Raw genomic sequence first — 13,816 nt, forward strand, 5'->3', positions numbered from 1 at the left:
ATGTCAAATAGCCCTATTACACCGCCCAATGAGCAAAACACGCAGACGAGTAAGCCGACTAGTCATGCGAGCAACAATACGCGCAATATTCCGCACTACTCTGACAAAGGAAAGTACCCTGACAGCTACTATGCTGCTAGTCGTAACCCAAAGCCTGATCGTCCCACATTAAAAGACGACATTCAGGCTGAGATCTGTGTGGTTGGCGGCGGCTATAGTGGCCTCTCAGCAGCGCTGCATTTGCTTGAGAGCGATCACGAAGTCGTGGTACTAGAAGGCGCGCAGATTGGTTGGGGTGCTTCTGGTCGTAACGGCGGTCAAATCGTTAATGGGCTTAATGCTAGCCTTGAGAAGATCAAAAAGTCTTATGGTCAAGAGAACGCAGATTTTGTGGGTAAATTGGTCACGCGCGGCGGCAAAATCATTCGCCGCTTTATTCATGACTATAATATCGACTGCGATCTTAAAGAAAAAAACATCTTTGCCGCCTTTAATGCCAGTCAATTAAAGGACTTACAAAATACGCATACGCTGTGGGAAAGCCACGGTATGCATGATCGCGAGATGCTGGACAAGCAAGGCATCGAGCAGTATATCAATACCGACGCTTATGTCGGCGGCATCATCGATCACTCAGGCGGGCACTTTCATCCGCTAAACTTGGCGCTAGGCGAAGCGGCAGCTGTTGAGCAAAAGGGCGGCACTATCTACGAGAATACTTTGGTTGTCGACGTTGAGTATGGTGATGATGCGATCAAAATCATTACCGAGTTTGGCACAGTAACTTGTAAGCAAGCGGTTATCTGCGGTAATGCTTATCTTAATAAGGTCATCCCCAAGCTCACCGACCGCGTTATGCCAGTATCCACCCAGATTATCGCTACTGAACCTCTCGGTGATTTAGCTGATACGCTGATTCCCTCTGACGTTTGTGTCGAGGATGTGCGTTATATCTTGGACTATTATCGTCTATCAGCCGACAAACGCATGTTATTTGGTGGCGGCTCTGTTTACGGTGGTCAAGATCCTGAGGATATCGCTGCCAAAATCGTCCCTAATATGCACAAAATTTTTCCGCAGCTACGTGACGCTAAAGTCGATTACGCGTGGAGCGGTAACTTTGCCTTGTCATTTTCGCGCGTACCCCAGCTAGGTAAATTACACGAGCGTGTCTATTTTGCTCATGGCTATAGCGGTCATGGCGTCACCGGCTCGCACCTATTTGGTCAGATCTTAGCAGATGCTATCAACGGCAAAACTGATGAATTTGATACTTTTACCAAGATCCCATGGATACCCTTCCCAGGTGGGCGCGCGCTACGTGTGCCTTACTCTGTCATGGGATCGTGGTGGTATGCCCTAAAGGATCGCACTGGTTTGTAGTGGCTATATGAATCAAGCGATTTGTTTTACTTGTTAGCATGACCCCATCACAACAAAGGAGTGTTGTGATGGTTTTTGGCAAGTGGATAGATGACAACTTGCCGACCATAAATAAGAGTGATTTTGCTCTATAAAAATAATGAGCGTTTACAGGGAGTGTATTTATGAACATGAAACTCAACAAAGCAGTTGAGCAGCAGTATCATAATAAGCGAGTGTTTTTGACCGTAGTCGCAGCTGTTGCGATCTATCTTGTTTTTGCCTGGCTAGCCACTAGCCATGATGCGGACCAGTCTTGGGGCGCGTTGTCGTTATTGCCGACCTTACTGGTCCTTGTGGTCGCTATTGTGTCCAGACGTCCTTTTGAGTCAATGATAGCAGGCTGCGTGGCAGGACTTGTCATGCTCAACCCTTTTGATTTGATCACCCCTTTTGCAGATAATATGTCAGCAGTTTTGGGCAATGAGACGATTATCTGGATCGTCCTGGTCTGTGGTCTGATGGGTGGTCTCATTCAGTTGCTTGAGATTAGCGGCTGCTTGGATGGCTTTAGTGAATGGCTACAAAAAATCATCAAGTCGCGCCGGCAATCCTTGCTAGCCACTTTTGCGTTAGGTGTCGTAGTCTTTATCGATGATTATCTCAACTGTCTGGCAGTATCGACCTCTGTCAAAAAACTGACCGATGTCTATCACGTCTCCCGTGAGAAGCTCGCTTACATCGTCGACTCTACCGCAGCGCCTATGTGTATTATTGTCCCCATATCGACTTGGGCAGTATACTTTGCAGGACTACTAGAAGAGAACGGTGTTGCAGGCGATGGTGAAGGTATTGGTCTTTATATTACTGCTATCCCGTATATGGCCTATGCTTGGTTTGCTCTACTCATCGTATTCTTAGTCGCTTATGGTATTTTGGGTGATTGGGGCCCAATGAAAAGAGCAGAAAAACGCGCTAAAGCGGGCAACCCTGTTCCTGAGGCATTTGTCGAAGAGCAACTGGTCTCTAACGTTAAAGCCAAACGCAAACTATCATTTAAAGCCAATATTGCAAACTTTGCTTTTCCAATGATATTACTCATTATCTCAACTATTTATTTTGAGATTGACTTACTACGCGGCGCTCTACTGACCTGTTTTGTGACTGTTGTTGTGTACTGGATACAAGGTATTTTGGCGTTCGAGACTCAAGTTGAGGCAATTTTTAAAGGCTTCAAAGTCATGCTGTATCCATTATCAACGGTTGTCGGCGGCTTCTTTTTAAAAGCGATCAATGATGAGCTGGGTATGACCACGTATGTTATCGATGCCATTACGCCTTACATGACAGTTGTTATTTTCCCAGCAGTTATTTTTGCAGTGATGGCGTTCTTGACGTTTGCGACCTCATCGAGCTGGGGTCTATATGTTCTTGCGATGCCGATTGTCTTCCCAATCTCTTTAGCGCTTGGCGTAAGCACACCGCTGATGATTGGTGCCTTACTATCAGCATCCTCTTTTGGTAGTCACGCGTGTTTCTTTAGTGACTCCTCATTACTTGCCGCTCAAGGCGCTGGGTGTTCTCCGATGCAACATGCCTTTACGCAGTTTCCTTATGCCATGCTCGGTGCTGGACTGTCCGTTGTGACCTTCTTAGGTTTGGGGTTTTTGATGGCGTAAGCGGTAATAAGCGCAACTATTAACGATACAGTATTGTTACAACACAATGGGCAATTGCGAATCGGTAATTGCCCATTATTGATTACCAATTAAGTAAAACGGATACGTCGTGTTGTAGCGCAAGATTGGAATGATGTTTTCGCAGTCGGTATAGGCAAAGCACACCATAAAAAGCTATTTCAACTTCGCTGAATCGTTTTGGCCTATATTCTATTTATTATCACTAAAAGGAATCTTCTTATGCGTACGGTTACCGTTGCAACGACCCAAATGGCTTGTGGTTGGGATAAGCAAAAGAACATCGATACAGCAAGCAACTTGGTCACTAAGGCTGCAAAAGCGGGTGCCAATATCATTTTGCTGCAAGAGTTATTTGAGACGCCTTATTTTTGCCAAGTACACAACTTTGATTATTTTAAAATGGCAAGCACCGTCGAGAATAACGCCGCTATCACGCACTTTAAGACACTAGCGAAAGAGCTAAAAGTAGTCTTGCCCATTAGCTTTTATGAGAGCTCAGGCAATACCTTTTTTAATAGTGTGACCATCATTGATGCTGATGGCGAGGTACTTGGCACTTATCGTAAAACCCATATCCCAGATGGCATTCCTTATGCTGAGAAGTTCTACTTTACCCCAGGGGATACAGGATTTAAGGTGTGGAAGACTAAATATGCCAAGATAGGCGTGGGTATTTGCTGGGATCAATGGTTTCCAGAATGCGCGCGTAGTATGGCGCTAATGGGTGCCGAATTACTACTCTACCCCACAGCAATTGGCGATGAGCCCACGCTTGGTATAGAGTCAAAGGGACACTGGCAGCGCTGTATGCAAGGTCATGCGGCCGCCAATCTCATACCCGTAATTGCCTCTAACCGTATCGGTTCAGAGACGATAACGCAAAAAGGCACTGATAGCATCATGTCATTCTACGGTAGCTCGTTTATTACTGATGGGCGCGGCGAGATTATTAAAGAAGCGTCAGCGGATAAACCTGAGATCATAAGTGCCAGTTTTGATCTGGATAAGCTTGCCCGTGATCGTCAGCAATGGGGCGTGTTTCGCGACCGCCGTCCCTCCATGTATGGCACTTTACTGACTCATGGCTAATACGCGATTACCTCCAAAAGCTTATTAACCCAATAGCCTATTTATAAAGGTGGTTTATATGTCGACATCCAATAAACAAAGACAAGAACCCTTATCTAAAAGTTTAATCTTGAATTCTACTCCAGTCGCAGACGGCTTTTACATGCCAGCTGAGTTTGAGCCTATAGACAAGGTTTGGATGGTCTGGCCGCACCGGGCGGATAATTGGCGTGATAATGCGGTCCCTGCCAAAGCCGCTTATAGAGCAGTAGCATTGGCAATTGAGCCATTTTGCGCGGTTGCCGTGCTCGTCAATCCTATAGATTATCAAGAGTGCCGTGATAGCTTGCCTGAGAATATCGAAGTCATCGCCATGCTAAGTGATGATGCGTGGGCGCGTGACATTGTTCCGACGTTTTTGATTAACGATAACCGAGAGCTGCGCGCTTGTGATTGGGTATTTAATGCGTGGGGCGGCAACGTTGATGGTCTGTACGCGCCTTGGGACAATGACGATAAGCTTGCTGCGCGCCTATGTGATTATTTAGATATCAAGCGCTACCGCACAGACAACTTTGTGATGGAGGGCGGCGCGTTTCATGTTGATGGCGAAGGTACCGTGTTGACGACTCGCATGTGCTTGCTGAGCCCTGGGCGTAATCCGCACTTAAATGAGTCACAAATTGAGGACACCCTCAAAGCTTATCTAAATGCGCAAAAGGTGCTGTGGATAGACGATGGTATTGATCCTGATGAAACCACGGGACATATCGATGACATTGCTTGCTTTGCCCGTCCTGGCGAAGCGGTGTGTCTGTTCACCGACGACCCGACTCACCCATTCTTTGCCGCCACACAAAAAGCCTATCAGCAGTTATCACATATGACAGATGCAAAGGGTAGACGTTTAAAGGTGCATAAGCTGTGCTGTACCAAGGAGGCGGTTACCTTGCCCAAAAACTATAACATCGCGCCGTCTGATGATGCCAAAGCGCGCCAATCTGGTGATTTATGTATTGCCTCGTATGCTAACTTTTTAATCTGTAATAACGCGGTAATCGTACCGCAATACGAGGATAGTAACGATGGCCTAGCGCTTGCCCAGCTTGAGAATATCTTTCCTCATCATCAAATCATAGGCGTGCAAACTCGTGAGATTGTCTATGGCGGCGGCAATATTCACTGTATCACTCAACAGCAGCCAGCCGGTCAGTCCTAGTCTTTTATATAATCAAAAGTGATACAAGACGGATGGGCGTAAGAAATACAGTAGCCGGTCGTATCCGTCTAAGTAAGTCATTAATTTAGCCAACATATTTTTGTCAATAGGTTTTGTTTAATCGATTATTTGCGTATAGGCATCCGTATCGTATGCTATATTATCGTCATGAGTACGTAGGCAATTCTTGCTTACCCTCTAGTTATCATTATGATTTTTATAAAATAACTAAAATGGAATTTAACCCAAGGAACATATATGAGCGAATATCAAGTTACCAATCCCGCTACAGGCGAAGTTGAAAATACCTACACTACTGCCACCGACCAAGATATCCAAAATGCTATTGAAAAAGCAGACAGTGCTTATCAAGAGTGGCAAAAAACCTCGCTTAGCGAGCGCACAGATATACTCAATAAAGTAGCTGACATCTATGACGAGCGTCAAGATGAGTTGGCACGTATCATTGCCACTGAAATGGGCAAGCCTGTCGCACAAGCCAAAGGTGAGCTTGGCCTAGTTGCGCAGATCTATCGCTACTATGCGGACAACGCCCAAGAGCTACTAGCGCCTAATACCATCGATGTGGATGAAGGCTCAGCTTCAGTCAAAAAACTTCCCGTTGGCGCACTGCTCGGTATCATGCCATGGAACTATCCGCACTATCAGGTTGCTCGCTTTGTCGCACCAAACGTCGTCGCTGGCAATACCATTATCTTAAAGCACGCGCCTCAGTGTCCCAATACCGCAGAAGTCATCGTTGATATCCTAAAAGATGCCGGTCTTCCAGAAGGCGTTTATAATAATGTGTATGCCACTAACGATCAAGCGGCGACTATTATTGAAGACAAGCGTGTACAAGGCGTGTCATTGACAGGCTCTGAGCGTGCAGGTGCAGCAGTAGCCAAAATAGCTGGCGGCGCGCTTAAAAAAGTCGTGCTAGAGCTTGGTGGTTCTGATGCCTTTATCGTGACCGCAGATGCTGATATCGCTCAAGCGGTGCAAAACGCTATTGTTGGTCGCTTCGGTAATACAGGACAAGCCTGTAATGCGGCCAAACGTCTGATTGTAGTAGAAGACGTCTATGAGCCCTTTGTACAAGGCTTTACTGATGCGGTTCGCGGTATTTCAGCCGCTGATCCTATGCAAGAAGATACCTTTATCGGTCCTATGTCCTCACAGAGCGCTGCTGAAAATCTACAAAAGCAGCTTGATAGCGCAATCGAAGGCGGGGCTACGGTACTGGTTGAAGGCGGCATGAGTAATGACAAAGCAGGTGCTTGGTTTGCGCCTGCCGTCCTCGCTGATGTTGACAGCTCTATGAACGTCTATAGCGAAGAGCTATTTGGCCCGGTCGCTGTCATATACAAAGCGCGCGATATCGCTCATGCTATTGAGATTGCTAACGACGTACCCTTTGGTTTAGGCGCTTCTATTCAAACGCAAGATGCCGATCTCGCCGCTGATATCGCTGACAAGTTAGAAGTCGGTATGGTCACCATTAATGCTCCGTCTGGATCTGAGGCCAACACGCCATTTGGCGGTGTTAAACGCTCAGGATTTGGTCGTGAGCTTGGCACATTAGGTATCACTGAATTCTTAAACTATAAGCTTATTCGTGATAAGTCTTAATCTCTAGCTGCTTTAGGAAACTAATCTTTAATCAAACAAAAAGCCTAACGTTATCGTTAGGCTTTTTTGTATTCGAGGCTCTTCTGTGCTTATGACTTACCTTCTAGGTGGGTTTTGTGTGAGCCAGTGCTGGTTGACTACTTTTAGCTCCTCAAGCTCTTTATCCATAACCACTTTGCTCTTACCTGGGTTTTTGATCGACTCATAGGCAAAGAAAATGATACCTAAGATAGTCCAGCCAATAAATATTGACCATTCAATACCACTAAGCGCGGATGGCATACCAGGTAGGTATAGCACGAATAAACCCAAGCTTAGAATAATCGTCACGACCCCGACCGCTTTACCCGCAGGGATTTTGAATGGACGTACCATATTAGGTTCACGATAACGCAATACCAAAAATGACAAGGCGACTAAGGTGTAGGCAATGACAACGCCAAAACCACCTGCAGTCACAATCCAAACCAGCATTTTGCGACCAAATAGCGGCGCAAGTGTTGCAAGTCCACCAATCAACAAGATCGCATTGATAGGAGTGTTGTGCTTAGGATGCAGTTTACCCAAAAATGCAGGGAGCATGTGTGTTTTTGACATCGCATAAAGCAGACGACTACCCCCGATCAAGAAGGCGTTCCAGCTTGACATGATACCCAGTACGCCGCCGATGACCAATAACACTCCAGCCCATTTACCACTCCATGCCGTTTCCATCGCATCAGCGGTACCTAACGTAGAGGTTTCAGCTAGCGCTAATGGCAAGGTGACGCCCACGCTCCAAATAACAGCGATATACCAAATGACCGCAACGATTAAGGAGACAATCAAGAATTTACCAATGTTAGGACGAGTTAAGTCCATCTCTTCTGCCGCTTGCGGAATGACGTCAAAACCTACAAACATAAAGGGCACCATGACAATAACTGCCATAATACCGCCAATACCACCAACAAACGCAGGTGACAATTGAGCAGTACTATTCTCAGGCGTAAACAACACTGCGCCGATGAACAATAACACACCAACGATCAAAATGCCTGCTACGGCGGTCTTTTGGAACCAAGCACTCACCTCTAGACCACGCGTATTGAGCCATGTGACTAAAATAGAGCCTGCCATACCGACGCCCGCCCACGTCGCATAAACATCCCAGCCTGCCACATTCCACAGATAACCCTGATTATAATTGGGTATGAGGTATTCTACGACCGTCGGTAGCGCCACCGCTTCAAAGGCGACGACCGATAAATAGCCAAAGAGCATACTCCATGAGCAAATAAAGGAGACGTTGACCCCAAGTGCCCTATGCGTATACGTATGCTCCCCGCCTGTAATCGGCATGGAGGAGCATAGCTCGGCGTAAGTGACTCCGATCATGACGACCGCAATACCACCGATCAAAAACGCAGTAATCGCGCCCCAAGTTCCTGCTGAAACCACCCAGCCACTGGCTAAAACGACCCAGCCCCAACCGACCATGGCCCCGAATGCTAGGGCGATAATATCGACCACCCCTAGCGATTTTTTCATTGCAGACATAGTGTGCTCCTTGTCCGTATGTCATCCTTGATAATAAAACGACAGCGTGTGCTGGCGTACTCTCGATATGTCTTTTGTGTTAACTGTTTTTCATTACTGCTTATGAATCCTGCTTTTCACAAAAATAAAAGCGCCTTATCATGCAAGGCGCTTTTGCTAAGTTTAGTACTAGGACATCAATCCTAAAAGCAACCTTGCTACTCTGAAATCATATACTGCAAGCGGTTATCTTAATTATTGGTCAACATATATTAACTAATATAACGTAATTCATTATATTTATATATTAAGATTTTAAAATATTACCAATAATGTCGAGTCCTTCTTGCAAGACCTCATCTTCAACGGTGAGCGGCACCATCACCCGAATCGCATTGCCATGCATACCACAAGAGGCGAGTAATAAGCCATGCTCAAACGCTTTGGCTTTTAGAGTGGCAGTCGCTTCAGCATCAGGTTTGCCGTCACTATCGATCAGCTCAAAGGCAAGCATCGCGCCTTTGTGGCGAATATGACCAATACTACTTAGGTTCAAACCCTTGACATAAGCCGCTATCTTGTCACCGATTTGGATACTACGCTCAAGTAGGTTTTCCTCTTCGATGACCTCAAGTACCGCTAACGCCGCCGCGACAGCAATAGGGTTACCGGCATAAGTACCACCAAGACCGCCAATTTGCGGGGCATTCATGATGTCCGCGCGTCCTATGACGGCTGATATGGGGTAACCGCCTGCCAAACTCTTGGCGCTAGTCATCAGATCAGGCTCAACACCTAGCTGCTCAGTGGCAAATAAAGTACCGGTTCTGGCAAAGCCGCACTGTACCTCATCAAAAATCAACACGATGCCGTACTCATCACAGATAGCTCGCAATGCTTTGGCAAAGGATGGCGTCACTTGGTGAAAACCGCCCTCGCCCTGTACGGGCTCAATGATCATTGCCGCCACTTCAGTAGGATCGATATCAGCTTGAAAGATCATATCTAAGCTATGCAGTGCTTGCTCTTCTGTGACGTTAAGCTCTTCTGCTGGAAACAGTGCATGAAACACAGGACCTGGCATTGGACCAAAATTCTTTTTGTAAGGGATGACTTTACCCGTCAGGCTCATGCACATTAGCGTACGACCATGCCAGCCGCCGACGAATGAGATAACCCCTGGACGACCTGTTTTAGCGCGAGCAATCTTGATACAGTTCTCAACCGCTTCTGCACCAGTCGTCAAAAAGAACGCGCGCTTTTCACCGCTAATCGGTGCTTTTTCGCATAACTTTTCGGCGAGATCGACATAGATCTCGTAGTTGATCATTTGCGCGGCAGTATGGGTGAATTTATCGACCTGCTCATGGACGCGCTGGGTAATCTTTGGATGGCTGTGACCTGTGTTTAGTACTGAGATACCGCCGACAAAATCGATATAGCGATTGTCTTCTACATCCCAAACTTCAGCGTTTTTGGCACGCGCGGCAAACACAGGAAAGGCGACGCCAAGTCCAGTTGGCAAAACCGCTTTGCGGCGTGCAAGTATATCTTTATTAGTCATATTAGTAGTCGTGGTCATGAGACTTGTCCTTTTATTAGCACTCATTAGATTTTATGGTTTTAACTTTTCGCTCTTAGCGTTTTTATATGCTGTCAAGCTGGTACTAGCTAACATCAGAGCACCAGTATTTGGTAACGACGTACTCATCGATACCGTATTTTGAGCCTTCACGGCCAAAGCCTGACTGTTTGACGCCGCCAAAGGGCGCGACTTCTGTGGAGATTAGACCCGTATTGTGACCGACGATGCCGTACTCTAGACCTTCGGTGACGCGCCATGCACGGGCAAAATCTGAGCTATAAAAATAAGCAGCTAAGCCGTAGATAGTGTCATTGGCCAAGCGTATAGCTTCGCTCTCATCACTAAAGGTAAAAATAGTAGCGATGGGGCCGAAGATCTCCTCGGTAGCGATATCCATGTCCGTGTTTAGATCGGTGACCACAGTTGGGTTATAGCTTAGCCTTGATGCCTCATTGGTGCTACCGCCTGTGATAAGCGTCGCGCCTTTGTCCAAAGCGTCCTTGAGTAGCGCTTGGACTTTCTCTAGTGCTTTTTTGTTGATTAGTGGCCCAATATCAACGCCTTCGCTCATGCCATCCCCGACGTTAAGCTCAGCGACCTTTTTGACAAAGACCTCTAAGAATTTGTCTTTAATGCTATCTTGTACATAAACGCGATTGGCGCAGACACAGGTTTGACCAGCGTTACGGAATTTGGAGGCGATAAGACCATCAGCCGCCTTTTCTAAATCGGCATCATCAAAGACGATAAATGGCGCGTTACCGCCTAGCTCTAGTGAGAGCTTTTTGATAGTAGGCGCACACTGAGCCATCAAAGTACGACCGACCTCGGTTGAGCCTGTGAATGAGAGCTTATGAATACGGGCGTCCCCTGTTAGAATGTTACCGATGACCGATGATTTGCCCGTGACCACTTGAATGACGCCTGCAGGAATACCAGCTTGCTCTGCCAAGACGCCTAGCGCTAATGCTGAAAATGGGGTTTCGGTTGCAGGTTTGATAATCATAGTGCAGCCCGCAGCTAAAGCAGGCGCAGCTTTACGAGTGATCATCGCCGCTGGAAAGTTCCAAGGGGTGATCGCTGCGCACACACCAACGGGCTGCTTGAGAACAACGTAACGCAGTGATGTTTTGGTGGCTGGAATGACATCGCCATAGACGCGCTTGCCTTCCTCAGCGAACCAGCGGATAAAGCTATTAGCATAGCCGATCTCGCCGCGCGACTCAGTGAGCGGCTTGCCTTGTTCAGCGGTCATCAAGATCGCAAGATCTTCTTTGTTATCATCGATGAGGTCTGCCCATCTTTGCAATAGATCAAAACGCTCTTGCGGGGTTTTGGCTGCCCACTCTACTTGTGCCTTATGAGCATATTCAACCGCTGCATTGACGTCCTCGCTCGTCAGACTTGGCACATGACCGATGACATTACCATTAAAAGGGTTCGTAACGTCGATCGTCTCAGCATCACTTGCCGCATGCCAGCCGTCTTTGATTAAGCACTGTTGTTTGAGTAGCTCTGGATTCGATAACGAAAATGAAGTATCTGACATAGTAACGCTCCCTGTTAATGATAAATGTGATGACTAGCAAACTATATTCAAAAACTTATTTTTTTTAAAACTTGTATTGAATGTTATAGAGTACTTATAGTCATAATTAGTGATTGCTAAGACTTTTATTGTTCAATATACTGAACAACTATTCTATATATGAGACATCATTATAGGAACGATAGGATAACTTTTGCAACCCCTATTACCACTTTCGTTGCCACATAAATGTTTGCTCGAAAAGCTTTATTGATAACCCTTTATTATCATTTAATTCTACTTGTTATTATTTACCTTTATTTATAGGTCACTTATGAGCACGATTGCCGTCCCTGCATTAGATAAAACCTTTCAGATACTAGATTTGATTACCGCAAGCACCCAGCCCTTGAGCGCCGCTCATATTGCCAAAGAATTAAGCCTGCCGCGCAGCTCAACTCATAATATTTTGCAAAGCTTGCTAGCCAAGCACGTCATCTATAAAGACGCAGACAATCGCTTTCATCTGGGGTCATACCTTTTGTATTGGGCTGGTAAATACGAGCAGCAGCAAGGTATCATCCAGCTTTTTAAAGACTTGATCATGCACTATCCAATACTGCTTCAGCATACGGTGACTTTATCGAAACTTGATATGAGTGAGGTGGTGTTTTTGGCCTGTCATGAAGCGCCAGCGCCGCTGGGCTTTACCTTTCGCGCAGGCGTACGAGTGCCAGCGGTATTCTCGGCAACAGGCAAAGCCATGCTCTCAACCTTGCCTATGCATCAAGTCAAGTCGCTCTATGAAGACGGTTTACCAAAGGCCATTACTCCTAATAGCGTCGATAACTTTGCTCGGTTGTCCGATGAGTTCACCGCCATTCATAGTAGCCGGATCTCTTTGGATGACGGTCAGCTGCGTGATGGCATGTACTGCTTAGGGACGTACATACGTAACGCGGCAGGCAACGCGGTCGCAGGCATGGCAGTGAGCTTTTTACAAGTGGAGTACGACGCCAAACGCGAAGAGGTCAGCGCCGTATTAATTGAACTAGCCGAGCAGATCGAGCAGCGCTTGGGCTTTTTGCCTAATCGCTAATAATCAATGGTGAACAGGTATTAGCAAATGGTTAACAACCTTTTTTAATCACTCGCGCGGCTTTCTATTAACCCTGATAAGAACGCATTTAGATTATCATCCAGCTTTTGAATATAATAACCGCCCTCGACCAAGACGATGATAGGCTTATTTAGCGCCATCATTTTTTGTGCCAAGATTTTGAAACCCTCAGTGCTGACTGAACACCTGGCTTCTGGATCGTCTTTGTAAACATCAAAGCCCAATACGTGTACGATAACGTCAGGATTGAAAAGTTCTACCGCTGCAATAGACTGATCAACATAGTCAAAAAAGCCTGCCTCATCAGTACCGTGCGGCATCGGAAAGTTGATGTTGTAGCCTGTGCCCGCGCCTCTACCTCTCTCAAACTCGTGCCCAGTAATCGCAGGATAAAAGTTGATCGGACTGCCATGTACTGAGGTATAAAGCACATCGCTGCGATCATAAAATATCTCTTGGATACCCTGACCATGATGCATGTCGGTGTCGATGATGGCTATCTTTGAGTACTTTTGGCGCAGATGTTCGGCGATGATGGCAGCGTTATTTAGATAACAAAATCCACCAGCAGCGCTTTTACGCGCGTGATGACCGGGCGGACGTGAGAAGCACAACTGCATGTCACTGTCACCGCTATCATCGCTTAGTAGCGCATCAGCTGCTGTCAACGCGGTTTGCGCCGACCAGTAGATAGACGTCCACGAATGCTCGCTAATAGGCGCACTATCATCAGCTTGGTACTTAGCAGCCTTTGCCATGATACCCAAACCAGGATTATCATAAGGCACAAATATCCCTGTCTGTACTTGCGGCCCTAAATCCTCCTCTACTGCCATCCACTCGCTATAGCCGTTTTTGAGGAACTCAACATAACCAAAATCATGTACCGCGAGTATCGGCGTCATGCCTAAATCTCTAGCAGTGGTTACGCTTAGTCCCAGCGCTTTTGGCGCTTTGAGTAGCTCGGTCATACGCTCTGGTATCTCTAAAGGCTCATGCATTTTGCCATAAGAATAATACGGCAGTGGCCGGTGCAGACTGAGATTGTCGTGGCTGTATATTTTCATTTTATTTTTCATACTAA

General features: G+C 46.5%; 10 protein-coding genes. 6 read left to right on the forward strand and 4 right to left on the reverse strand.

Features of this window, described 5'->3' with window-relative positions:
- The 5 genes from ACR64J_RS08260 to ACR64J_RS08280 all read left to right on the forward strand — a co-directional run bounded on the left by ACR64J_RS08260 (position 1) and on the right by ACR64J_RS08280 (position 6,981).
- Positions 1–1,383 carry an NAD(P)/FAD-dependent oxidoreductase gene (locus tag ACR64J_RS08260; RefSeq protein WP_435949232.1) on the forward strand — a complete coding sequence of 461 codons (1,383 nt, stop codon included), beginning with the start codon at positions 1–3 and terminating at the stop codon, positions 1,381–1,383.
- Positions 1,384–1,547: 164 nt separating this feature from the next.
- A complete protein-coding gene (locus tag ACR64J_RS08265; RefSeq protein ID WP_435949233.1) occupies positions 1,548–3,041 on the forward strand; it encodes a Na+/H+ antiporter NhaC family protein in 1,494 nt (497 codons plus the stop codon).
- A gap of 240 nt (positions 3,042–3,281) precedes the next feature.
- A complete protein-coding gene (gene aguB, locus ACR64J_RS08270; protein WP_435949234.1) occupies positions 3,282–4,151 on the forward strand; it encodes an N-carbamoylputrescine amidase in 870 nt (289 codons plus the stop codon).
- A gap of 58 nt (positions 4,152–4,209) precedes the next feature.
- A complete protein-coding gene (aguA, locus tag ACR64J_RS08275; RefSeq protein ID WP_435949235.1) occupies positions 4,210–5,349 on the forward strand; it encodes an agmatine deiminase in 1,140 nt (379 codons plus the stop codon).
- A gap of 258 nt (positions 5,350–5,607) precedes the next feature.
- Positions 5,608–6,981, forward strand: a complete 1,374-nt coding sequence (locus ACR64J_RS08280) for an NAD-dependent succinate-semialdehyde dehydrogenase (RefSeq protein WP_435949236.1) — start codon at positions 5,608–5,610, stop codon at positions 6,979–6,981.
- Positions 6,982–7,077: 96 nt separating this feature from the next.
- Here ACR64J_RS08280 and ACR64J_RS08285 read toward each other — a convergent pair whose 3' ends face one another.
- The 3 genes from ACR64J_RS08285 to ACR64J_RS08295 form a co-directional block, all read right to left on the reverse strand.
- The gene (locus ACR64J_RS08285) at positions 7,078–8,520 is read right to left on the reverse strand and encodes an APC family permease (RefSeq protein ID WP_435949237.1); all 1,443 of its coding nucleotides are present in this window, start codon (positions 8,518–8,520) and stop codon (positions 7,078–7,080) included.
- A 286-nt stretch (positions 8,521–8,806) separates the two neighbouring features.
- Positions 8,807–10,063 carry a 4-aminobutyrate--2-oxoglutarate transaminase gene (gene gabT, locus ACR64J_RS08290; RefSeq protein WP_317198784.1) on the reverse strand — a complete coding sequence of 419 codons (1,257 nt, stop codon included), beginning with the start codon at positions 10,061–10,063 and terminating at the stop codon, positions 8,807–8,809.
- A gap of 103 nt (positions 10,064–10,166) precedes the next feature.
- Entirely contained in the window at positions 10,167–11,633 is a 1,467-nt protein-coding gene (locus ACR64J_RS08295; protein WP_435949238.1) for an NAD-dependent succinate-semialdehyde dehydrogenase, read from the reverse strand.
- A gap of 313 nt (positions 11,634–11,946) precedes the next feature.
- On the opposite strand from ACR64J_RS08295, the gene ACR64J_RS08300 reads away from it, so the two are divergent.
- Entirely contained in the window at positions 11,947–12,711 is a 765-nt protein-coding gene (locus ACR64J_RS08300; RefSeq protein ID WP_317198514.1) for an IclR family transcriptional regulator, read from the forward strand.
- A 44-nt stretch (positions 12,712–12,755) separates the two neighbouring features.
- Here the strand turns inward: ACR64J_RS08300 and ACR64J_RS08305 are convergent, their stop codons facing one another.
- Positions 12,756–13,811 (reverse strand): histone deacetylase family protein, encoded by a 1,056-nt coding sequence (locus ACR64J_RS08305; protein ID WP_435949239.1) that lies wholly within the window; start codon positions 13,809–13,811, stop codon positions 12,756–12,758.
- Positions 13,812–13,816 lie beyond the last annotated feature (5 nt).

The organism is Psychrobacter sp. DM8 (assembly GCF_051307025.1).
Lineage (GTDB): Bacteria > Pseudomonadota > Gammaproteobacteria > Pseudomonadales > Moraxellaceae > Psychrobacter.